The sequence below is a fragment of the Pseudomonas sp. 13B_2.1_Bac1 genome (assembly GCF_025466155.1).
Taxonomy (GTDB): Bacteria; Pseudomonadota; Gammaproteobacteria; order Pseudomonadales; family Pseudomonadaceae; genus Aquipseudomonas; species Aquipseudomonas aylmerensis.
Genome location: NZ_JANLOH010000115.1, coordinates 1 through 21,247 on the forward strand (window position 1 = coordinate 1; position 21,247 = coordinate 21,247).

Annotated in this window: 19 protein-coding genes; 3 read left to right on the plus strand and 16 right to left on the minus strand. The window is 60.5% G+C overall.

Features of this window, described 5'->3' with window-relative positions:
- Window positions 1-227: 227 nt before the first annotated feature.
- From NTD80_RS29895 to kdgD, 5 genes are all read right to left on the minus strand, one after another.
- Complete coding sequence (locus tag NTD80_RS29895) at window positions 228-1,169, minus strand: AEC family transporter (RefSeq protein WP_021491890.1); 942 nt, start codon at window positions 1,167-1,169, stop codon at window positions 228-230.
- A 187-nt stretch (window positions 1,170-1,356) separates the two neighbouring features.
- Window positions 1,357-2,910, minus strand: coding sequence for a galactarate dehydratase (garD, locus tag NTD80_RS29900; protein ID WP_106805154.1), 1,554 nt, complete (start codon window positions 2,908-2,910; stop codon window positions 1,357-1,359).
- Between the two features lie 11 nt (window positions 2,911-2,921).
- On the minus strand, window positions 2,922-4,286 hold the full coding sequence (locus tag NTD80_RS29905) for an MFS transporter (protein ID WP_065900680.1): 1,365 nt from the start codon (window positions 4,284-4,286) through the stop codon (window positions 2,922-2,924).
- Between the two features lie 181 nt (window positions 4,287-4,467).
- A complete protein-coding gene (locus NTD80_RS29910) occupies window positions 4,468-5,913 on the minus strand; it encodes an aldehyde dehydrogenase family protein (RefSeq protein WP_065900678.1) in 1,446 nt (481 codons plus the stop codon).
- Window positions 5,914-5,967: 54 nt separating this feature from the next.
- Window positions 5,968-6,879 (minus strand): 5-dehydro-4-deoxyglucarate dehydratase, encoded by a 912-nt coding sequence (gene kdgD, locus NTD80_RS29915; protein ID WP_034102171.1) that lies wholly within the window; start codon window positions 6,877-6,879, stop codon window positions 5,968-5,970.
- A 245-nt stretch (window positions 6,880-7,124) separates the two neighbouring features.
- Here kdgD and NTD80_RS29920 point away from each other — a divergent pair, with 245 nt between their 5' ends.
- Window positions 7,125-8,282 carry a phospholipase gene (locus NTD80_RS29920; protein ID WP_262135817.1) on the plus strand — a complete coding sequence of 386 codons (1,158 nt, stop codon included), beginning with the start codon at window positions 7,125-7,127 and terminating at the stop codon, window positions 8,280-8,282.
- Window positions 8,283-8,409: 127 nt separating this feature from the next.
- Here NTD80_RS29920 and NTD80_RS29925 read toward each other — a convergent pair whose 3' ends face one another.
- From NTD80_RS29925 to rplM, 8 genes are all read right to left on the minus strand, one after another.
- The gene (locus tag NTD80_RS29925) at window positions 8,410-9,159 is read right to left on the minus strand and encodes a FadR/GntR family transcriptional regulator (RefSeq protein ID WP_025856285.1); all 750 of its coding nucleotides are present in this window, start codon (window positions 9,157-9,159) and stop codon (window positions 8,410-8,412) included.
- Window positions 9,160-9,317: 158 nt separating this feature from the next.
- Window positions 9,318-9,737: a ClpXP protease specificity-enhancing factor gene (locus NTD80_RS29930; RefSeq protein ID WP_065900671.1), complete on the minus strand. Its 420-nt coding sequence runs from the start codon at window positions 9,735-9,737 to the stop codon at window positions 9,318-9,320.
- Window positions 9,738-9,754: 17 nt separating this feature from the next.
- On the minus strand, window positions 9,755-10,372 hold the full coding sequence (locus NTD80_RS29935; RefSeq protein WP_010213164.1) for a glutathione S-transferase N-terminal domain-containing protein: 618 nt from the start codon (window positions 10,370-10,372) through the stop codon (window positions 9,755-9,757).
- A gap of 146 nt (window positions 10,373-10,518) precedes the next feature.
- On the minus strand, window positions 10,519-11,298 hold the full coding sequence (locus tag NTD80_RS29940; RefSeq protein WP_065900669.1) for a cytochrome c1: 780 nt from the start codon (window positions 11,296-11,298) through the stop codon (window positions 10,519-10,521).
- The gene (locus NTD80_RS29945; protein ID WP_065900667.1) at window positions 11,298-12,509 is read right to left on the minus strand and encodes a cytochrome b; all 1,212 of its coding nucleotides are present in this window, start codon (window positions 12,507-12,509) and stop codon (window positions 11,298-11,300) included. Before NTD80_RS29945 ends, NTD80_RS29940 begins: the two co-directional genes overlap by 1 nt.
- A complete protein-coding gene (gene petA, locus NTD80_RS29950) occupies window positions 12,509-13,105 on the minus strand; it encodes a ubiquinol-cytochrome c reductase iron-sulfur subunit (RefSeq protein WP_065900662.1) in 597 nt (198 codons plus the stop codon). Before petA ends, NTD80_RS29945 begins: the two co-directional genes overlap by 1 nt.
- Window positions 13,106-13,371: 266 nt before the next feature.
- The gene (gene rpsI, locus NTD80_RS29955) at window positions 13,372-13,764 is read right to left on the minus strand and encodes a 30S ribosomal protein S9 (RefSeq protein ID WP_002555064.1); all 393 of its coding nucleotides are present in this window, start codon (window positions 13,762-13,764) and stop codon (window positions 13,372-13,374) included.
- A 14-nt stretch (window positions 13,765-13,778) separates the two neighbouring features.
- Window positions 13,779-14,207: a 50S ribosomal protein L13 gene (gene rplM / locus NTD80_RS29960; RefSeq protein WP_003171742.1), complete on the minus strand. Its 429-nt coding sequence runs from the start codon at window positions 14,205-14,207 to the stop codon at window positions 13,779-13,781.
- A 248-nt stretch (window positions 14,208-14,455) separates the two neighbouring features.
- On the opposite strand from rplM, the gene NTD80_RS29965 reads away from it, so the two are divergent.
- Window positions 14,456-15,496: an NADP(H)-dependent aldo-keto reductase gene (locus NTD80_RS29965; RefSeq protein ID WP_101266500.1), complete on the plus strand. Its 1,041-nt coding sequence runs from the start codon at window positions 14,456-14,458 to the stop codon at window positions 15,494-15,496.
- Between the two features lie 183 nt (window positions 15,497-15,679).
- Here the strand turns inward: NTD80_RS29965 and NTD80_RS29970 are convergent, their stop codons facing one another.
- Window positions 15,680-16,816 (minus strand): acyl-CoA dehydrogenase family protein, encoded by a 1,137-nt coding sequence (locus NTD80_RS29970; RefSeq protein WP_201143534.1) that lies wholly within the window; start codon window positions 16,814-16,816, stop codon window positions 15,680-15,682.
- A gap of 220 nt (window positions 16,817-17,036) precedes the next feature.
- Between NTD80_RS29970 and NTD80_RS29975 the strand changes: the two genes are divergently transcribed.
- A complete protein-coding gene (locus tag NTD80_RS29975; RefSeq protein ID WP_177343923.1) occupies window positions 17,037-17,957 on the plus strand; it encodes a GlxA family transcriptional regulator in 921 nt (306 codons plus the stop codon).
- Window positions 17,958-18,696: 739 nt separating this feature from the next.
- On the opposite strand, the gene zapE is transcribed toward NTD80_RS29975, so the two are convergent.
- Both zapE and NTD80_RS29985 read right to left on the minus strand, forming a co-directional pair.
- Entirely contained in the window at window positions 18,697-19,791 is a 1,095-nt protein-coding gene (gene zapE / locus NTD80_RS29980; RefSeq protein ID WP_065900657.1) for a cell division protein ZapE, read from the minus strand.
- A 79-nt stretch (window positions 19,792-19,870) separates the two neighbouring features.
- Entirely contained in the window at window positions 19,871-21,226 is a 1,356-nt protein-coding gene (locus NTD80_RS29985; protein ID WP_262135818.1) for a tryptophan--tRNA ligase, read from the minus strand.
- Window positions 21,227-21,247: the final 21 nt, after the last annotated feature.

Genomic DNA, 21,247 nt, shown 5'->3' on the forward strand with positions numbered 1-21,247 from the left:
ATTTGATCTCCATATGCCCGGGGGCCTGAGCCATACCTCAATTCCTGTGGGAGCGGGCTTGCTCGCGAAGGCGGCGTGTCAGTTGATGCATCAGGTGCCTGATACGCCGCCTTCGCAGGCAAGCCGGCTCCCACATTTGATCTTCATATGCCCGGGGGCCTGAGCCATACCTCAATTCCTGTGGGAGCTGGCTTGCCTGCGATTGGCCCTCAAGAGCCCAGCAACCTTCAGATCCAACCCCCCGCCTGCAACACGAAAATCCCGATATTGGTGGTCACCGCCGCCATCAGCGTGGTGATCACGATAATCGCCGCCGCCAGCTCATGATTGCCCTCGGCCGCCCTGGCCATGACAAAGCTGGCCGCTGCGGTCGGCGCGCCGAAGTACAGGAACAAGATCCCCAACTCCGGCCCGCGAAAGCCCAGCAGCCATGCGCCCAGCGTCGCCACCACGGGCAAGCCGATCATCTTCACCAGACTCGCACTCAGCGCCATGCTGCCGCTTTTGCGCAAAGCCGCCAGCGACAGCGTGCCACCGATGCAGATCAGCGCCAGGGGCAGGGTCATGTCCGCCAGGTACTGGCCCGACGACTCCAGCCAACCCGGCAGGCCAATCTGGAACACCGCGAACGGCGTGGCGGCGATCACGCTGATGATCAGCGGGTTGGCCACCACACTCTTGCAGATGCTCCACGGGTCGGACTTGATCACCGGGCTGTACACCGCCAGCACGATGGTCGACAGGGTGTTGTAGAACAGGATCACCAGCGCCGCGAGAATCGCACCGAGGGAGATACCGTAGTCGCCGTACATGCTGGCGGCCAGCGCCAGGCCGATCACGCCGTTATTGCCGCGAAACGCGCCCTGGGTGTAGATGCCACGGTCTTCACGCGGGCAGCGAAAAATCGCCCACCCCCAGGCCAGGGCAAAGCTCAACAGCGTGGCGACAGCGAAGTAGATCAGCAGGCCCGGCTTGAGCGCCGAGTGCAGGTCGGCATGCAGGATGCCAAGAAACAGCAGCGCCGGCATGGTGACGTTGAACACCAGGGACGAGGCCGTGTGGATAAAGTTGTCGTTGATCCAGTTGACGCGCTTGAGCAACACCCCCAGAAACAGCATGGCAAACACCGGCGCGGTGATGGTGAGGGTTGTGAGGAAAATTGCCAGCATGCCGGGGAGAACCTTGGTGAGCGTCGTCAGGTGGCTAATGATAAGCCAGTACGAACCGGTTCGTCTGGTTGACACTCGCTCAATGTGGGAGCTGGCTTGCCTGCGATGGCGGTGTGTCAGGCGTTACATCGGTTACTGATACACCGCCATCGCAGGCGAGCCAGCGCCTACAAGGTCCGCGCCAGTCTCAGGTAATCGGCGCGGGGTTGAACAAGGTGATGTCGTTATGCAGCTTATGCTGCTCGGCCCACGTCTGCTTCTTACCGCTGGCCACGTCCAGGTAGAAATGGAACAACTCCCAGCCCAGCTCCTCGATGGTCGCGCGCCCGGTGGCGATGCGCCCGGCGTCGATATCGATGAGGTCCGGCCAGCGCTGTGCCAGCTCCGTACGCGTGGAAACCTTCACCACCGGCGCCATCGCCAGCCCATACGGCGTGCCGCGCCCGGTGGTGAACACGTGCAGGTTCATCCCCGCCGCCAGTTGCAAGGTGCCACAGACAAAGTCGCTGGCCGGTGTCGCGCAGAAGATCAGGCCCTTGCTCTTGAAGCGTTCGCCCGGGCCCAGCACGCCGTTGATCGCGCTGCTGCCGGACTTGACGATAGACCCCAGGGACTTCTCGACAATATTCGACAACCCGCCCTTCTTGTTACCCGGTGTGGTGTTGGCGCTGCGATCTGCCTCGCCCTTGGCCAGGTAGCGGTCGTACCAGTCCATTTCCCGCACCAATTCCTCAGCGACTTGCCGGGTCTGCGCGCGGGAGGTCAGCAGGTAGATCGCGTCGCGCACTTCGGTGACTTCGGAAAACATCACCGTCGCCCCGGCCCGCAACAACAGGTCCGACGCATACCCCAGCGCGGGGTTGGCGGTGATGCCGGAAAACGCATCACTCCCTCCGCACTGCATGCCCAGGATCAACTCGGATGCCGGCACGGTTTCGCGGCGGCGCTGGTCGAGCTTTTTCAAACGGGTTTCGGCCAACGCCATGATCTGCTCGATCATCTCGGTAAAGCCGTGGCTGGAATCCTGCAATCGATACAGCCACGGCTCGCTCAGGTCGACGGAGCTGTCGTTGTCGTGCATCACCTGCCCGGCCTGCAATTTCTCGCAGCCCAGGCTGATCACCAGTGCTTCGCCGCCCAGGTTCGGGTTGCGCGCCAGATTGCGCACCGTGCGGATCGGAATGTAGGCATCCGTCGCGGTGATGGCCACGCCACAGCCATAGCTGTGGGTCAGCGCGACCACGTCATCCACATGCGGGTACTTGGGCAGCAATTCGTCCTTGATGCGCTTGACCGCATGGTCCAGCACACCGGTCACGCATTGCACCGTGGTGGTGATGCCGAGGATATTGCGCGTGCCCACGGTGCCGTCGGCATTGCGGTAGCCTTCGAAGGTAAAGCCTTCGAGGGGAGCCTGGGTTTCGGGCACATCGGTGGACAGCGGCAGGCTGTCCAGCGGCGGCGCGGTCGGCATGCGCAGTTGATCTTCCTGGACCCAACTGCCGCGCGGAATCGGCGCCAGGGCGTACCCGATGGTCTGGCCGTAGCGAATAATCTGACCGCCCTCGGGAATATCTTCCAGGGTCACCTTGTGGCTCTGGGGGATGAAATCCACGGTCACCAGGCCGTCCGGAAACTCAGTCCCGGCCGGTACGCCCTGGTCATTGACCACGATCACCACATTGTCGCGCTCGTGCAAACGAATCGAGCGCGGCGAGTCGGCATGTTCAATCAACTGCATTACATCGCCCCTCAGGAATGCGCTTCGGTAAGGTTAGTCAACTCAGGCCCTTTGCTTGGCGGCTCTTTGAGTACCACACGTTTGATCGGACCCACGATCACCAGGTAGCTGAACACCGCCAGCAGCGCGTTGGCGCCCACAAACACCAGTGCCCACTTGAACGAGCCGGTGGTGCTGATGATGTAGCCGATCACGATCGGCGTGCTGATCGACGCCAGGTTGCCAAACATGTTGAACAAGCCGCCACTGAGCCCGGCGATTTGTTTCGGCGAAGTGTCGGACACCACCGCCCAACCCAGTGCACCAACGCCTTTGCCGAAGAAGGCCAGGGCCATGAAGCCCACCACCATCCATTCGATATCCACGTAGTTGCACGCCACGATGCTGGAAGACACCAGCAACCCGCCAATGATCGGCGCCTTGCGCGCGAAGGTCAGCGAGTGGCCCTTGCGCAACAGGTAGTCGGAAATCACCCCGCCCAGTACCCCGCCGATAAAGCCGCAGATCGCCGGCAACGAGGCAATGAAACCGGCCTTGAGAATGGTCATGCCGCGGTCCTGCACCAGGTACACCGGGAACCAGGTGAGGAAGAAATAGGTGATGCCGTTGATGCAGTACTGGCCCAGGTAGACGCCGAGCATCATGCGGTTGGTCAGCAGTTGGCGGATGTAATCCCACTTCGGACCGTCAGTTTTCTTACCCTTGACCTTGTCCTGGTCCATATCGACCATCGCGCCATTGGCGGCGATGTGATTGAACTCGGCCTCGTTGATCATCGGGTGCTGGCGCGGGCTGTGGATAACTTTGAGCCAAATCAGCGAGAACACAATGCCGATCCCGCCCATCACGATAAACACGTGCTGCCAGCCGAAGCTGTAGACGATCCAGCCCATCAACGGCGCGAACAGCACCGTGGCGAAGTATTGCGCCGAGTTGAAGATCGCCGAAGCCGTGCCGCGCTCGGCGGTGGGGAACCAGGCCGCGACGATTCGCGCGTTGCCGGGAAAGGACGGCGCTTCGGCCAGGCCCACCAGGAAGCGCAGCATGAACAGCGCAACCACTGCGGTGGAGACGCCGAACTCACCGACATAGCCTTGCAGCACGGTGAACAGTGACCAGGTGAAGATGCTCAGGGCATAGACTTTTTTCGAGCCGAACCGATCCAGCAGCCAGCCGCCGGGGATTTGCCCGGCCACGTAGGCCCAACCGAATGCGGAGAAGATATAACCGAGGGTGACCGCGTCGATGCCGAGGTCTTTTTGCAGGCTGGAGCCGGCGATAGCGATGGTGGCCCGGTCGGCGTAGTTGATCGTGGTCACCAGGAACAGCATGAGCAGGATCAAATAGCGGACGTGGGTCGGCTTGGTCGCTTGCATGTAGAAGTACTCCCACTAATTATTTTTTTTGCGGGTAATGGTCTATTTGTCGGTGGGACCGCTTTCATGTGGGAGCCGGGCTTGCCCGCGATACAGGCACCTCGGTGTGTCAGGCACACACCGGTGATGCTATCGCAGGCAAATCAGCTCCCACACAAAGCAGGCGCCACGGTGTCGCGTATTACGAACCGATGTAGCTGGTTTTCACCACGGTGTAGAACTCTTGCGCGTAGCGACCCTGCTCGCGCGAACCATAGGAGGAACCTTTGCGGCCACCGAACGGCACGTGGTAATCCACGCCGGCGGTCGGCAGGTTGACCATCACCATCCCGGCCTGGGAGTGGCGCTTGAAGTGATTGGCGTACTTCAACGACGTCGTGGCAATGCCCGCCGACAAGCCGAACTCGGTGTCGTTGGCCATGGCCAGCGCCGCCTCGTAGTCCGCCACGCGCACCACGTTGGCCACTGGGCCGAAGATTTCTTCACGGCTGATGCGCATGGCGGCTTCGCTGTCGGCAAACAGCGTCGGCGCCAGGAAGTAGCCTTCGGTGTCACAGGTGACCAGGCCGCCACCGCTGACCAGCCGCGCGCCTTCGCTCTGGCCGATGTCGATGTACTTGAGGTCCTGGTCCAACTGGGCCTGGGACACGACCGGGCCGATATCGGTGCCGCTTTTGAGGGCGTGGCCGACCTTGATCGACTTCATGCGCTCGGCCATGGCCGCGACGAACTGGTCGTGAATCCCGGCGGTCACGATCAAGCGGCTCGAGGCCGTGCAACGCTGGCCGGTGGAGTAGAACGCACTCTGCACCGACAACTCGACCGCCTGCTTGAGGTCGGCGTCGTCGAGAATGATCTGCGGGTTCTTGCCGCCCATTTCCAACTGCACTTTGGCCTGGCGCGACACGCAGCTGACGGCGATCTGGCGACCTACGCCAACCGAACCGGTGAAGCTGATGCCATCGACTTTCGGGCTGTTGACCAGCACGTCGCCGACCACGCGGCCGCTGCCCATCACCAGGTTGAACACACCGGCGGGGAAGCCTGCGCGAGAGATGATTTCGGCCAGGGCCCAGGCGCAGCCCGGTACCAGTTCAGCCGGCTTGATCACCACACAGTTGCCGTAGGCCAGGGCCGGGGCGATCTTCCAGGCGGGGATCGCAATCGGGAAGTTCCACGGGGTGATCAGACCGACCACGCCCAGGGCTTCACGGGTAACTTCGACGTTGACGCCCGGGCGTACCGACGGCACGTAGTCACCGGACAGGCGCAGGCATTCACCGGCGAAGAATTTGAAGATGTTACCGGCGCGAGTCACTTCGCCAATGGCTTCGGGCAGGGTCTTGCCCTCTTCCCGGGCCAGCAAGGTGCCGAGCTCTTCGCGGCGGGCGAGGATTTCGCTGCCGACTTTATCCAGCGCGTCGTGACGCGCCTGGATCCCGGAAGTGGACCAGGCCGGGAACGCGGCGCGGGCGGCGTCGATGGCAGCATTGACTTGGGCTACGTCAGCCTTGGCGTATTCGCCAATGACATCAGACAACTCCGACGGGTTGAGGTTAACGCAGTAGTCGGCACCGGCCACCCACTGGCCATTGATGTAGTTTTCATAACGCTGAGCTTGGGACACAAATCTTCTCCTGACGCAAAAGGCCGCTGATTACTCAGCGGCCTTGTAGATAAGTTATTGCGCGCCTTGCTTGTCGATCAGCGCGGCCAGGGCTTCGTATTCTTCCGGCAGCAGATCGGTCAGCGGCGTGCGCACCGGGCCGGCGTCGTAGCCAGCGATTTTCGCACCGGCCTTGACGATGCTCACCGCATAGCCCGCCTTGCGGTTGCGGATGTCCAGGTACGGCAGGAAGAAGTCGTCGATGATCTTGGCGACAGTGGCGTGATCGTCCTTGGCAATGGCGTGGTAGAAATCCATCGCGGTCTTCGGAATGAAGTTGAACACCGCCGAGGAGTACACCGGCACGCCCAGGGCCTTGTAGGCAGCGGCGTAAACCTCTGCAGTCGGCAGGCCACCCAGGTAGCTGAAACGGTCACCGAGACGACGGCGGATCGACACCATCAACTCAATGTCGCCCAGGCCGTCTTTGTAGCCGATCAGGTTCGGGCAGCGCTCGGCCAGGCGTTCCAGCAAAGGCGCAGTCAGGCGGCAGACGTTGCGGTTGTAGACCACCACGCCGATCTTGACCGACTTGCACACTGCTTCGACGTGGGCGGCAACCCCGTCCTGACTGGCTTCGGTCAGGTAGTGAGGCAGCAGCAGCAGGCCTTTGGCACCAAGGCGCTCGGCTTCCTGGGCGTATTCGATGGCCTGGCGAGTCGAACCGCCCACACCCGCGAGGATCGGCACGCTGGTGGCGCAGGTATCAACGGCGGTCTTGACCACCTGGGAATATTCGCTGGCGGCGAGGGAGAAAAACTCACCGGTACCACCGGCGGCGAACAAGGCAGTGGCGCCGTAAGGGGCCAGCCATTCCAGACGCTTGATATAGCCCGCCTGGTGGAAGTCACCCTGGGCGTTGAAATCGGTCACCGGGAAAGACAGCAGACCGTGGGAGAGGATGGACTTCAGTTCTTGTGGATTCATTATTCGAACACCCTGGGCGAAAACTTTCGATGGAAAGGTTGTTGTTGGTTTTGATGATGTCGTACGTCATCGTACAACTATAAATAATTTCGTCAACTGCAATTCATCGCCGTGGTGCACGTGCGGGTGGGCGACACCTCCTGCAGAGGCGTTCTTGACGTAGGAAATTATTCCTCTATGCTCGACATAGCTGTATATACATACAGTTATTACGGAAGATTCCTACGACATAGCAAGGAGCTAACATGTCAGGTCCAGAACTCGCAGCACCCGAAAAGAACCCGCCTACCCTGCGCTTCGAAGGGGGTGAACACACCGCCATCGGCGACGACACCCTGTTGCGCTTTGCCAAGGACGCCCCGGCGATTCCTGCGCGACAGGTCGAGTTGCACCTGCCCAACGGGCTGGCCCTCACCTACGGCCAAGTGATCGCCCTGGGCGGCGACTTTTATGGCATTCCCGGCCAACCCATCAGCGACGGCGCCTCCCCCGCCGAGCGCATCCAGCGCTTTACCGCCGCGTTCAACTCCCTGGCCGTGTTGCCCGCTTCACGCGAGGAAGCGCACAAGATCCTCGCGGTCATGCAAAAGGAGATCAACGCGGTCAACCAGGCGATCAAGGACGGCAAGCAAGCCCATGAAGCCTATGACGCGCTGGGTGATACGTTGTCCGAGGAATGGAACCGCATCACCGGTGGCGGCAGTGCGGTGTCGGCACTGATTCCCCTGGGGCGCTATTTGAAACTGGCGGCGGACAATGCCGACCACTTCGGCGAATGGGCACTCTCGGCGTACCTGGCAGGCCATACGGCCGCGCTGCAGCAAGCCGTCGTGGCGCATCAGACCGGCACCGACCAGGCGCTGGAACTGGCGTATGCGATGAACAGTTTTGCCGATCACTTCCTGACCGACCTGTTTTCCGCCGGGCACCTGCGTGTGCCGCGCAAACAGCTGGCCGCCGTGGTCACGCCGGGGGAACTGGGTTCGCTGATCAGCCGCTTCATGCACGATGAAGACAGCAAGTTCGGCCTCAAGGTACGCAACGCCATGGGCGACCAATGGCACGCCTATGGGGACAAGCGTTACTTCGACGCCATCGACGCGGACAATCGGCTGCAGGTCAAACGCGCGGTACAGGCCTCGGCCGATGAAATCTTCGCGACCTTTATCAGCGGCGTGGCGCCCTCCCCGGCCACCTTCAAGGCGCCGCTGTATGTGCCGGACCTGAATGCCGCGCAGAACCCGGCGAACAACTTCTCGCCGCTGTTCAAGGTGGAGGGAGACAAGGTGCTGCGGCGCAAGGATGTGAATGACCTGAACGACAGGCACTGGACCAATGATTGGTGGGGGTGGAGTACGTACCTGCTGCTCAAGGACTACAAGCCCAACCAGCCCGCAAGCTAAGGACACGCATTGCTCCAGACAATGGAGATCAACTGTGCGAGCTGGCTTGCCTGCGATGGCGGAGTGTCAGTCAAACCTCACTGGCTGATACTCCGTGGCGCCGGCAAGCCGGCACCTACAGGACCCTTCAGCCGCGCTGCGCTTCTGCCTCTTCGTGGGCATGGCGCAGCCGCTCACGGCTATTGGTCAGGTGCAAGCGCATGGCCGCCCGCGCCGCATCCGAATCCTGGCGCGCAATCGCCTCATAAATCTCTTCGTGCTCGCGGCTCAGGCGACTCATGTAGTGCTGCTGGTCATCGTGGGCCAGGCGCGCCGAATTCAGGCGGGTACGCGGAATGATGCTGGTGCCCAGGTGGGTCATGATGTCGGTGAAATAGCGGTTGCCGGTGGACAACGCGATTTCCAGGTGGAAGGCGAAGTCTGAGGCGACCGCATCGCCTGCGTGCGCAGCGCTTTCATTCAGGGCGTCGAGGGCGGCACGCATGGCTGCCAGTTGCTCGTCGCTGCGGCGCAATGCGGCCAGGCCAGCGGATTCGACTTCCAGGCTGATACGCAACTCGAGAATCGCCAGCACATCACGCAGGGTCACCACCGTGGCCGGGTCGATGCGAAAGCCGCTCGGGCTTGGCGTATCGAGCACGAAGGTGCCGATGCCATGCCGGGTTTCCACCTGCCCCGCCGCCTGCAAGCGCGAGATGGCCTCGCGCACCACGGTACGGCTGACACCATGGGCGTCCATGATGGCCGATTCGGTGGGCAGCTTGTCACCGCGCTTGAGCTGGCCGTCACGGATCTGCTCGGACAACACCGTGACCAATTCTTGGGCAAGGCTGCGACGCTTGCGGGGAAGACGAGGGGCGGTGTTGGCGTTTTCCATGATGAATCATCTTTCTCGGTGAACTTGAGCACGCATCATAGCCCATGGCGGTTGTACGATCACCGTCCTGTCACGACTTTCATCCATATCCTGCGCGCAAAAAAATGCCCCGACACAGGTCGAGGCATCTTCCCGGCTCATCCGAAGATGAAAGCCGCTTACTTCACCACTTTCAGGCTTGGCCGACCGCTTGGACGCGGTGGCTCGGCATCCGGTGGCGGCACATCATCACCGTCTTCGCTTTCGATCGCTTCGTCATCCTCGAAAGGCGACTCCAGATCGAACACCATGCCTTGGCCATTTTCCCGGGCATAGATCCCGAGGATGGCGCCAATCGGCACGAACAGCGTGTGCGGCACACCGCCGAAACGCCCTTCGAAACTGACCGCTTCATTGTCCATGTGCAGGTGGCGCACGGCACTCGGTGATACGTTCAGCACAATCTGTCCATCACTGGCAAAACCCTGCGGTACCTGAACCGCAGGAAATTCGGAATTGACCAGCATGTGCGGGGTGCAATCATTGTCCACAATCCACTCATAGAGCGCGCGGACCAGGTAGGGTCGACTGGAGTTCATCAGCGGCTCCTTAAGCCTTAGCGCATATCGCGTTCGACACCAGACAGACTCGCCTGGAAAGCCTCACGTGCAAACTGGCGCTCCATGTAATCAAGCAACGGCTTGGCCGGCCGTGGCAGTTCAATGCCCAGGATCGGCAAGCGCCAGAGTATGGGTAATAGGCAGCAATCCACCAGGCTTTGTTCCTCGCTGAGGAAAAAAGGTTTGTCGGCGAACAGCGGCGAAACACCGGTCAGGCTCTCACGCAATTCCTTGCGTGCCTGCACCCGAGCGGCTTCTTTGCTACGTGTATCCAGGATCACATCCACCAGCCCGCACCAGTCACGCTGGATCCGATGGATCAGCAGGCGGCTGTTGGCACGCGCTACCGGGTACACCGGCAGCAAAGGCGGATGAGGGTAACGCTCATCCAGATATTCCATCACCACAGTCGACTCCCACAACGCCAGGTCACGATCGACCAGGGTGGGCAAGCTGCCGTAAGGGTTCACTTCGATCAGTTTCGGCGGCTGACGGCCCGCCTCCACACTGATGATCTCGGCGCTGACACCCTTCTCTGCGAGCACGATACGTACTCGGTGGGAATAGTGGTCGGCGGGGTCGGAGTAACAGGCCAACCGGTTGGTCACGCCCATGGCGGTCCTCCTCGCTTGTTGAAATTATCGAAAGCTCAAAAACGAGCGCGCCCAGGGAGCATCTCTGTAGTGGGAGTTACCCGATCACTACGTGTTCAGAGATGCCGCTGGGCGCGCAAGATTAACAGCAATTGCTTACGGTTGGATCAATGCACATCCTTCCAGTATTCGCGTTTGAGCAGATAGGCGAATACGAAGAAGAAGGCCAGGTACAACAATACATAGGTACCAATGCGCTGGTGCTGCAGTTTGACCGGGTTGGCCGAGTAGGCCAGGAAGGTCACGAGATTCTTGACCTTCTCGTCGAACTGCTCGTCAGTCAGTGCACCGGGGGTGTCTATCTTCAGTTGATCGCACGCCTCATGCGTCAGCGGCGTGCCGGTCAACGGATCGTATTGCTTCTTGCCGTCTTCAACGACCTGGACCTGCTTGCATCCTACCACTTGCTTGCCTTGCAGGCTGACCAGAACGTTAGGCATACCGACGTTCGGGAATACCCGGTTGTTCACGCCCCAAGGGCGCGTCGGGTCTTCATAGAACGATTTCAGGTAGCCGTAGAGCCAGTCGGTGCCACGAACGCGCGCCACCAGGGTCAGGTCAGGCGGTGCAGCACCGAACCAGGCCTTGGCGTCTGCAGGCTGCATGCCGATGTTCATGTGGTCGCCGATCTTGGCGCCGGTGAACACCAGTTTTTCCAGCATCACTTCATGGGGAATCCCCAAGTCATCGGCAACACGCTCATAGCGCTGGAATTTGGCGCTGTGGCAGCCCATGCAATAGTTGGCAAACGTACGGGCGCCGTCTTGCATGGCGGCTTTGTCCGAGACGTCGATATCGACCGATTCCAGCTCCGGACCGCCGTGCTCGGCGGCGAAGGACAGTAGCGGCAGGGCCGCAAGCATCAATGCAACGAATAACTTTTTCATCAGCCAGTCACCCTTTCCGGAACCGGTTTGGTCTTCTCGAGCCGGGTGTAGAACGGCATCAGAATGAAGTAGGCGAAGTACAGGAAGGTGCAGACCTGCGACAGCAACGTCAGCTGCGGTGTCGGCGCCTTGACGCCCGTCCAGCCCAGCAGCACGAAGCAGATGCAGAACACCCACAGCCAGATCTTGCTCAGCCAGCCCTTGTAGCGCATGGACTTGACCGGACTACGGTCGAGCCAGGGCAGCACGAACAACAGCGCGATCGAAGCCCCCATGGCAACCACACCCATGAGCTTGTCGGGGATCGCCCGCAAAATGGCGTAGAACGGCGTGAAGTACCAGACCGGTGCAATGTGCTCTGGAGTCTTGAACGCGTTGGCTTGTTCGAAGTTGGGTTTTTCGAGGAAATACCCGCCCATTTCCGGAAAGAAGAACACGATCGAGCAGAAGATGAAGAGGAACACCACCACACCGACGATATCTTTCACGGTGTAGTACGGGTGGAAGGGAATGCCGTCCAGCGGTACGCCGTTTTCGTCTTTATGCTTCTTGATGTCCACACCGTCCGGGTTGTTCGAACCCACTTCGTGCAGCGCCAGGATATGCAGCACGACCAGGCCGAGAATCACGATCGGCAGGGCCACGACGTGCAAGGCGAAGAAGCGGTTCAAGGTGATGCCGGAGATCAGATAGTCACCCCGGATCCACTGCGTCAGGTCGTTGCCGATCACCGGGATCGCACCGAACAGCGAGATGATCACCTGGGCGCCCCAGTACGACATCTGGCCCCATGGCAGCAGGTAGCCCATGAAGGCCTCCGCCATCAGCGCCAGGTAGATCAGCATGCCGAAGACCCACACCAGCTCACGAGGCTTCTGGTAGGAACCGTAGAGCAGGCCACGGAACATGTGCAGGTAGACCACGATAAAGAACGCCGACGCGCCGGTGGAGTGCAGCAGGCGCAGGATCGAGCCGTACTCGACATCGCGCATGATGCCTTCAACGGAGGCGAAGGCTTCTTCGGCTGACGGCGTGTAGCTCATCGTCAGCCAGACACCGGTGACCAGTTGGTTGACCAGCACCAGCAGGGCCAGGGAGCCGAAGAAGTAGAAGAAGTTGAAGTTTTTCGGAGCGTAATATTTGCTGAGATGGTCTTCCCACATCTTGGTGGCAGGAAAACGCGCATCCACCCAATCCATGAACTTGCTCATCAGGCTTTCTCCCCCTCGTCGACGCCAATGACAATGATGCTGTCAGTCTCGTAGTGATGTGGCGGAACTGGCAGGTTCAGTGGTGCGGGTTGTGACTTGTAGACGCGGCCAGCGAGGTCATAGTGAGAACCGTGGCAGGGGCAGAAATAGCCGCCGACCCAGTCCTTGCCCAGATCCGCAGGCGCCACTTCCGGGCGGAAGGTGGGGGAGCAACCCAAGTGGGTGCAGATACCGATCAGCAGCAGAATCTCAGGCTTGATCGAACGCATTTCCTTATCGACGTAGGCGGGCTGGTCGGAATTCTTCGAATCGGGATCAGACAAGCGATCTTCGATTTTCTTCAGATTCCCCAGGATCTCCTCAGTACGACGAACAATGAAGACCGGCTGACCGCGCCACTCAGCAATCATCTGCTGGCCTGGGTCGATCTTGCTGACATTCACTTTCACCGGTGCACCTGCGGCTTTCGCCTTGGCACTGGGAAACCATGACCCCACGAACGGGACCGCAGCCCCCACCGCTCCTGCAGCACCCACCACGGATGTGGCTGCTACCAAGAAGCGACGCCGGCCTGCATTCACGCCGTCATTGCTCATTCAGTCCTCTCCCATCAGCTTTTTGGCCTGTTAAATCAGGCGTCTACTAAGTGTTGAATCTTTACTTATAAAAATTTTGCCGAATGGTAATGAAAAGCCCCACGTATGACAAGGGAATTGCCCGGGCCTCCGCCTCCAGGCCTTGTAGTATAGGGGGTCTACGGATGTGGCAAGTTGTCACGCGCAAATTTGTGCATAAATCGCAGGCAATAAAAAACGCCCAGCTCCGTGAGGAGGCTGGGCGTTTTTGTGGAACGTAAAGCGAATTAACGCTTCGAGTACTGCGGACGCTTACGCGCTTTACGCAGACCGACTTTCTTACGTTCAACTTCACGGGCATCGCGAGTTACGAAGCCAGCTTTGCGCAGAGCGCCACGCAGGGTTTCGTCGTACTGCATCAGAGCGCGAGTGATACCGTGGCGGATTGCGCCAGCTTGACCACTTACACCGCCACCGATAACGGTGACGTAGATGTCGAACTTTTCAACGGTCTCGGTCAGTTCCAGCGGCTGACGAACTACCATGCGGGCAGTTTCGCGGCCGAAGAAGTTGTCCAGGGAGCGGTTGTTGATCGAGATGTTACCAGTGCCCGGACGCAGGAAAACGCGTGCGGTTGCGGTTTTGCGACGGCCAGTGCCGTAATTTTGAGTCGCCGACATAATGAACTATTCCGTTAAAACTTCAGTTCTTGGGGCTGCTGAGCAGCATGAGGGTGTACAGCGCCCGCATAGACTTTCAGCTTGCGAAACATATCGCGACCCAGTGGGCCCTTCGGCAGCATGCCTTTGACCGCGATTTCGATCGGGGCTTCAGGCTTCTTGGAAATCAGGCCTTCAAAGTTGGAAGACTTGATACCGCCTGGGAAACCGGAGTGACGGTAGTACATTTTGTCTTGCGCTTTGTTGCCGGTAACACGAACCTGCTCAGCGTTGATGATCACGATGTAGTCACCGGTGTCAACGTGAGGGGTGTACTCAGGCTTGTGCTTGCCACGCAGACGGCTGGCGACTTCAGTGGCCAGACGACCCAGGGTCTGACCAGCGGCGTCGACGACAAACCAGTCGCGCTGAACTGTTTCCGGTTTTGCAGTAAAAGTTGTCATTCTTTAATAGCCTCAGGGGCCGCCCTGTAAATTAGACGGCGGATCTTACTGAATAGTGCGTACTTTGACAAGTCAAAGGCAGCCGGATACAGACGCTATCGGGGGCTCGGGTCGGCGCGTCCGTTCAACGGCAAGATTCTTCGGCAGGCGGCGCATCACTTCCACTGCAGAAAGAGGTGGGCAATTATGCAGATTGCGAAAAAAAATTCAACCTGCTTTTATGATTGTTTTCCCCGAAGGAGTACCCGATGGATTATCGACAGCTGGGCCGCACCGATCTGAACGTGAGCGCGATCGCCTTGGGCACCATGACCTGGGGTGAGCAGAACAGCGAGGCAGAGGCCTTCGCTCAGATCGAACGGGCCAAGGCCGCGGGGATCAACTTCCTCGACACGGCGGAAATGTACCCGGTACCGCCCAAGGCCGACACCTATGCCACCACCGAGCGTTATATTGGTAATTACTTCAAGAGCCGCGGCGACCGTGCCGACTGGGTGCTCGCCAGCAAGATCGCCGGCCCCGGCAACACCATCGACTACATTCGCGACGGCCACCTGCGCCACAACCGCAAGCACATCGTCGAGGCCCTCGACGCCAGCCTCAAGCGCCTGCAAACCGACTGGATCGACCTCTACCAGCTGCACTGGCCGGAGCGCAGCACCAACTTCTTCGGCCAACTGAGCTACAAGCACAAGGACGAGGACGACCTCACCCCGCTGGAGGAAACCCTCGAAGCGCTGGACGAGCAAGTGAAGGCCGGCAAGATCCGCCACATCGGCCTGTCCAATGAAACGCCATGGGGCACCATGAAATTCCTCGCCCTGGCCGAAGCCCGTGGCTGGACCCGCGCGGTGTCGATCCAGAACCCCTACAACCTGCTCAACCGCAGCTTTGAAGTGGGCCTGGCGGAAGTCGCGATCCGCGAACAGTGCGGCCTGCTCGCCTACTCGCCCCTGGCGTTCGGCATGCTCAGCGGCAAATACGAAAACGGCGCACGCCCGGCCAAGGCGCGCCTGACGGAATACAGCCGCTTCAGCCGCTACTTCAACCCGCAGTCGGAAGCGGCGTGCAGCCGCTACGTGGCACTGGCGCGCGAGCATGGCCTGGACCCGGCGCAGATGGCCCTGGCGTTTGTGACACAGCAGCCGTTCGTGACCAGCAACATCATTGGCGCGACAAGTCTGGAGCAACTGGACAGCAACATTGCCAGTGCCGACCTGAAGCTGTCGAAGGAAGTGCTGGAAGGGATCGAGGCGATTCAGAAGGATCATCCGAACCCTGCGCCTTGATTAATTAACCAGCCCGACACCGCCCCTGTGGCGAGCGGGCTTGCCCCGCGTTGGGCTGCGCAGCAGCCCCAAAACCTCATCCCTCAATCTTTCTGAAGGAAAAAGGGGATGGGCGGGATCAGGGCTGCTGCGCAGCCCAACGCGGGGCAAGCCCGCTCGCCACAACAGCCCAGCGTTCCGTGGTCAAAGTGCGCGCGCAATAATCTCCTTCATGATCTCATTGGTCCCCGCGTAAATCCGCTGCACCCGCGCATCCGCCCAGGCCCGGGCAATCGGGTATTCCCACATGAAACCGTAGCCGCCGTGCAACTGCACGCATTCGTCGAGCACCTTGCATTGCAGGTCCGTGGCCCAGTACTTGGCCATCGCGGCGGTGGGCACGTCCAGCTTGCCTTCCAGGTGCAGCGCCATGCACTTATCGACGAACACGCGGCCGATCTGAATCTCGGTAGCCATCTCCGCCAACTTGAACCGCGTGTTCTGGAAGTCGGCGATGGCCTTGCCGAACGCCTTGCGCTCACGGGTGTATTCCAGCGTCCACTGCAACGCCGCCTCGGCTGACGACAGCGCGCCAATTGCCACGGTCAGGCGCTCCTGGGGCAACTCCTGCATCAGGTACGCGAAGCCCATGCCCGCTTGCCCGAGCAGATTCTCCTTGGGCACGCGCACATCCTGGAAGAACAGCTCCGAGGTGTCCTGGGCCTTCATGCCGACCTTCTCCAGGCGCTTGCCCTTGTCGAAGCCCGGCGTGTCGGCTTCCACCAGGAACAGGCTGGTGCCCTTGGCGCCGGCCTTGGGATCGGTCTTGGCGACCACGATCACCAGCTCGGCAAGAAAGCCGTTGGTGATGAAAGTCTTGGAGCCGTTGATCACATACTCATCGCCATCCAGCACGGCCGTGGTCTTGACGCCTTGCAGGTCGGAGCCGGCACCGGGCTCAGTCATGGCGATGGCGGTGACCATTTCGCCGGAGATCAATTTAGGCAGGTACTTGTGCTTCAGCGCCTCACTGCCGTAATGCAGGATGTACGGCGCGACAATGTCCGAATGCAGGGAAAACCCGATGCCGGTCAGCCCGAGCCGGCTGATCTCCTCGATCACCACCGCGCTGTAGAGAAAATCCGCCCCCAGGCCGCCGTACTCCTCCGGCAGATGGGAGCACAGCATCCCCGCCTCCCCCGCCTTGCTCCACAGGGCACGGTCGATATAGCCCTGCTTCTCCCATTGCCCGTGGAACGGTGCAGCGTCTTTTTCAAGGAAGGTGCGCACGCTCTCGCGAAAGAGTTCGTGCTCCGGGCTGAACAAGGTTCTGGGGATCATGGGTCACCTGCTGGGATTGTCGGACAAGAAGGAGCCCACAGAGCCTATGCCGCGAAGGCATCACAGGACACTGGACACATGCGACAAAAAATAAGACGATCCAGCCGTCTGGTGACCACTTTCCCCTATAAGAATAAATGAAATTATGTCTAACCAAATCTCCACGCCGTTGCGGCGCGTCAGCATTTTGGCCATTGATCGGGTATTCGCTTCAACCCTCATGCAAGCCAAGGATTTCTTCCACCTCGCCAGCCTGCGGTATGGCAAACAGCAAGGCCTGGGCCTGACCCCGGCATTCGAGACGCGCCTGGTCAGCCCCGACGGGCAATCGGTGCGCAGCTTCAGTGATGTGATCATGCCGGTGGACGGCGGCCTCGAAGACGCCGACATCATTGTGTTGCCGGCCTTCTGGGATGATTTCGACGCCCTGTGCACGCGCTACCCGCAAGTGCTGCCCTGGCTGCGCGAACAACACGCCCGTGGCGCCGTCCTCTGCGGCGAAGCCACCGGGGTGTTCTGGCTGGCCGAAGCCGGCCTGCTCGATGGCAAGGAGGCGACCACCTACTGGCGTTTCTTCAATGCCTTCGGCGAACGCTTCCCCAAGGTCCAGCTCAACCAGGACAAGCACCTCACCGACGCCGACAACCTGTACTGCGCCGGCGGCACCACCTCGGCGTGCGATCTTTATATCTACCTGATCGAGCGCTTCTGCGGCGCCAACATCGCCCAGGCCGTGGCCCGCGATATTCTCTACGAAGTGCAGCGCAGTTACTCGCCTGGGCGCATCGGGTTTGGGGGGCAGAAGCTGCACCAGGACGTGATCATCCTGCAGATCCAGCACTGGCTTGAAGAGCACTTCGCCGACAAGTTCCGCTTCGAAGACGTCGCCCGGGAACACGGCATGAGCATCCGCAACTTCATGCGCCGCTTCCAGACTGCTACCGGTGACAAGCCGCTGCATTACCTGCAGCGGCTGCGCATCGAAACCGCCAAGGGCCTGCTCTCGGCCAGCCGCAAGAGCATCAAGACCATCAGTTATGAGGTGGGTTACGACGATGCAAGTTTCTTTGCGCGGCTGTTCAGACAGCACACGGAGCTGTCGCCCAACCAGTACCGCCAGCAGTTCCAGCAGGCCGCATAACCAAGGCTAAACGCGGTAGAAAACTGTGGGAGCGGGCTTGCTCGCGAATGCGGAGCGTCAGTCGAAACATTCGTCACTGATACACCGCATTCGCGAGCAAGCCCGCTCCCACCTGTGATCTGCGCTGTGCGGGAGATCACGCATAAAAAGGCCCGTATCCAGCAATTCCAGCAAAGCCGCATAACCGAGGCTGTACACAACCCCATGTGGGAGCTGGCTTGCCTGCGATAGCGATGTATCAGTGAGTGTATCTGTCGCTGACCCACCGCCATCGCGGGCAAGCCCGGCTCCCACTTCTGATCTGCGCTGTGCGGGAGATCCCCCATAGAAAAGGCCCGCATCCAGCAATTCCAGCAAAGCCGCATAACCGAGGCTGTACACAACCCCATGTGGGAGCTGGCTTGCCTGCGATAGCGGTGTATCAGTGAGTGTATCTGTCGCTGCCCCACCGCCATCGCGGGCAAGCCCGGCTCCCACCTCTGATCTGCGCTGTGCGGGAGATCCCCATAAAAAAGGCCCGCATCCAGCAACTCCAGCAAAGCCGCATAACCGAGGCTGTGCACAACCCCATGTGGGAGCTGGCTTGCCTGCGATAGCGGTGTATCAGTGAGTGAATCTGTCGCTGACCCACCGCCATCGCGGGCAAGCCCGGCTCCCACCTGTGATCTGCGCTGTGCGGGGACACACGCATAAAAAAGGCCCGCATCGCTGCAGGCCTTTTTAATTTCGGGCACATCGACTACGGCTTGTGGCCGCGTGACAGGAACTCGTGGGACTGCATTTCCAGCAAGCGGCTCAGCGTGCGTTGGAACTCGAAGTTCAAGCGGCCGCCGGTATACAGGTCCTTGAGCTCGACTTCCGCCGAGATGATCAACTTGACGTTGCGGTCATAGAACTCGTCGACCATGTTGATGAAACGGCGCGCAATGTCGTCGGTGGTGACGCCCATCTGCTCGACGCCGCTCAAGATCACCGCGTGGAAGATCTTGCCCAGTTCGATGTAGTCGTTCTGGCTGCGCGGGCCGTCGCACAGTTGACGGAACTCGAACCAGGCCACGTCATCGCAGGTGCGCAACGCGATGATTTCGCGGTTCTCGATCATCAACTTGTCGTTTTCCACCGCCTTCGTGCATTCCGGCGTCAGCGCGCGGAAGCTTTTCTTCAGGCTGTCATGCGCGGCTTCGTTCAGCGGGAAGTGGAACAACTCCGCTTGCTCGAGGTGACGCAGGCGGTAGTCGACGCCGCTGTCGACGTTGACGATCTCGGTGTTCTGCTTGATCAGCGCGATGGCCGGCAGGAAGCGCGCACGCTGCAGGCCGTCCTTGTACAAGCCGTCGGGCACGATGTTGGAGGTGGCGACCAGGGTCACGCCGTTCTTGAACAGCTCTTCCATCAGGGTGCCGAGGATCATGGCATCGGTGATGTCGGAGACGAAGAACTCATCGAAGCAGATCACCCGCGCTTCTTCGGAGAAGCGCTTGGCGATGATGGTCAGCGGGTTCTTCTCGCCCGGCAGGGTCTTCATCTCTTCGTGCACACGCTTCATGAAGCGGTGGAAGTGCGTGCGGACCTTTTCCTTGAACGGCAGCGCCTCGAAGAACGTGTCGACCAGGTATGTCTTGCCCCGGCCGACGCCACCCCAGAAATACAGGCCCTTGACCGGCACGTGGTCTTTCTTGCCAAACAGCTTGCTGAACATCCCTGGTTTGCTCTGCGAGGCCGCGACCAGGTCGTCGTACAGGCGCTGCAAATGACGCACAGCATTTTCCTGGGCGGCGTCGTGGAAGAACTCAGGGCGTTTCAGATCAGCTTGATATCGTTCTAGGGGCGTCATAATTTCGTTAGCAAGGCAACAAAAACGGGCCGTCACTGTAACGACGGCCCTGGATAATGGCAATCAACCCTTGGTCGGGTTAATCCTCGATTGGGGTCAACGCAACGCGCAGCGCTTCAACGGCGGCATCGCGCGCCGTGCTGTCGGCGAACTCGGCGCTGTCGGCGACGGCGGCGCCGTCCAGCCATACGCTGAAGCTCAGGGCCTCGGTGCGTACGTCCAGCGCGCTGCCACTTTGCAGTTGCTTGGTCACTGCGCCCGCCGCCTTGCCATCGGCAAAGTTGCGCGACAGCAGCAATTGCTCGCCATCGGCGGCCAACAGGCGGAAACGGAAGCTGCCGTCGTCCTCACGAAAGCTCACGAAGCGCGCGGCTTTCGCGGCTTTTTTCTTGGTAGCAACCGGCGCGGCCGCCTGGTTGACGAACGAGCGCAGGCCAACTGCTTCGCGCAACTGCGCGAGGAACGGCGCAGCGACGGCACGGGCTTTCTTGGCGCCGATCAGCAGCAGGTCTTCCATGTCCGAAGGGCGCGACATCAGCTGGTGGTAACGCTCACGCGGCTCGGCCAGTTGGCTGTCCAGCAACTGGAACAGACGGTTCTTCGCCTCGCCCCAACCCAGCCCTTGCAGCAGCTCGGCGCGGAACTCTTCTTCCTGGGCCTTGGTTGCAAAGGCCTGGTACAGGGTGAACAGGTGCGAGTTGTCCGGATCCTTGGCTTCGCCCGGCGCGCGGGAGTCAGTGACGATCCGCGAGATCGCGTCCTTCATGTCCTTGGCGCTGGTGAACAGCGGGATGGTGTTGTCGTAGCTTTTCGACATCTTGCGGCCATCCAGGCCCGGCAAGGTGGCGACGCTTTCTTCGATCAACGCTTCGGGCATGGTGAAGAATTCCTGACCGTTGCCGAACAGGTGGTTGAAGCGCTGGCCGATGTCGCGAGCCATTTCCACGTGCTGGATCTGGTCGCGGCCGACCGGCACCTTGTGCGCGTTGAACATCAGGATGTCCGCCGCCATCAGCACCGGGTAGCTGTACAGGCCCATGCTGATGCCCGCATCCGGGTCTTCGCCGGCTTCGACGTTCTTGTCCACCGAGGCCTTGTAAGCGTGGGCGCGGTTGAGCAGGCCCTTGGCGGCCACGCAGGTGAGCAGCCAGGTCAGCTCGGGAATTTCCGGTATGTCGGACTGGCGATAGAACGTCACCCGGTTCACATCCAGGCCACCGGCCAGCCAGGTCGCGGCGATTTCCATGCGCGAGCGCTGGATGCGCTGCGGGTCATCGCACTTGATCAGGGCGTGGTAGTCGGCCAGGAAGTAGAAAGAGTCGGCATTGGCGTCCTGGCTGGCGAGAATCGCCGGGCGGATCGCGCCGGCGTAGTTGCCCAGATGCGGCGTGCCGGTGGTGGTGATGCCGGTGAGGATACGGGTACGAGTCGTCATGGGTAATCGCTTATCAGACTG

Bases quoted from the DNA above. Each gene is read 5' to 3' on its own strand.
- NTD80_RS29895 (WP_021491890.1), bottom strand. From the start codon at position 1,169: ATGCTGGCAATTTTCCTCACAACCCTCACCATCACCGCGCCGGTGTTT.
- NTD80_RS29920 (WP_262135817.1), top strand. From the start codon at position 7,125: ATGTCAGGTCCAGAACTCGCAGCACCCGAAAAGAACCCGCCTACCCTG.
- NTD80_RS29925 (WP_025856285.1), bottom strand. From the start codon at position 9,159: ATGGAAAACGCCAACACCGCCCCTCGTCTTCCCCGCAAGCGTCGCAGC.
- NTD80_RS29930 (WP_065900671.1), bottom strand. From the start codon at position 9,737: ATGAACTCCAGTCGACCCTACCTGGTCCGCGCGCTCTATGAGTGGATT.
- NTD80_RS29940 (WP_065900669.1), bottom strand. From the start codon at position 11,298: ATGAAAAAGTTATTCGTTGCATTGATGCTTGCGGCCCTGCCGCTACTG.
- NTD80_RS29965 (WP_101266500.1), top strand. From the start codon at position 14,456: ATGGATTATCGACAGCTGGGCCGCACCGATCTGAACGTGAGCGCGATC.
- rplM (WP_003171742.1), bottom strand. From the start codon at position 14,207: ATGACAACTTTTACTGCAAAACCGGAAACAGTTCAGCGCGACTGGTTT.
- NTD80_RS29905 (WP_065900680.1), bottom strand. From the start codon at position 4,286: ATGCAAGCGACCAAGCCGACCCACGTCCGCTATTTGATCCTGCTCATG.
- NTD80_RS29935 (WP_010213164.1), bottom strand. From the start codon at position 10,372: ATGGGCGTGACCAACCGGTTGGCCTGTTACTCCGACCCCGCCGACCAC.
- NTD80_RS29970 (WP_201143534.1), bottom strand. From the start codon at position 16,816: ATGATCCCCAGAACCTTGTTCAGCCCGGAGCACGAACTCTTTCGCGAG.
- NTD80_RS29985 (WP_262135818.1), bottom strand. From the start codon at position 21,226: ATGACGACTCGTACCCGTATCCTCACCGGCATCACCACCACCGGCACG.
- rpsI (WP_002555064.1), bottom strand. From the start codon at position 13,764: ATGTCGGCGACTCAAAATTACGGCACTGGCCGTCGCAAAACCGCAACC.
- NTD80_RS29945 (WP_065900667.1), bottom strand. From the start codon at position 12,509: ATGAGCAAGTTCATGGATTGGGTGGATGCGCGTTTTCCTGCCACCAAG.
- NTD80_RS29975 (WP_177343923.1), top strand. From the start codon at position 17,037: ATGCAAGCCAAGGATTTCTTCCACCTCGCCAGCCTGCGGTATGGCAAA.
- zapE (WP_065900657.1), bottom strand. From the start codon at position 19,791: ATGACGCCCCTAGAACGATATCAAGCTGATCTGAAACGCCCTGAGTTC.
- garD (WP_106805154.1), bottom strand. From the start codon at position 2,910: ATGCAGTTGATTGAACATGCCGACTCGCCGCGCTCGATTCGTTTGCAC.
- petA (WP_065900662.1), bottom strand. From the start codon at position 13,105: ATGAGCAATGACGGCGTGAATGCAGGCCGGCGTCGCTTCTTGGTAGCA.
- kdgD (WP_034102171.1), bottom strand. From the start codon at position 6,879: ATGAATCCACAAGAACTGAAGTCCATCCTCTCCCACGGTCTGCTGTCT.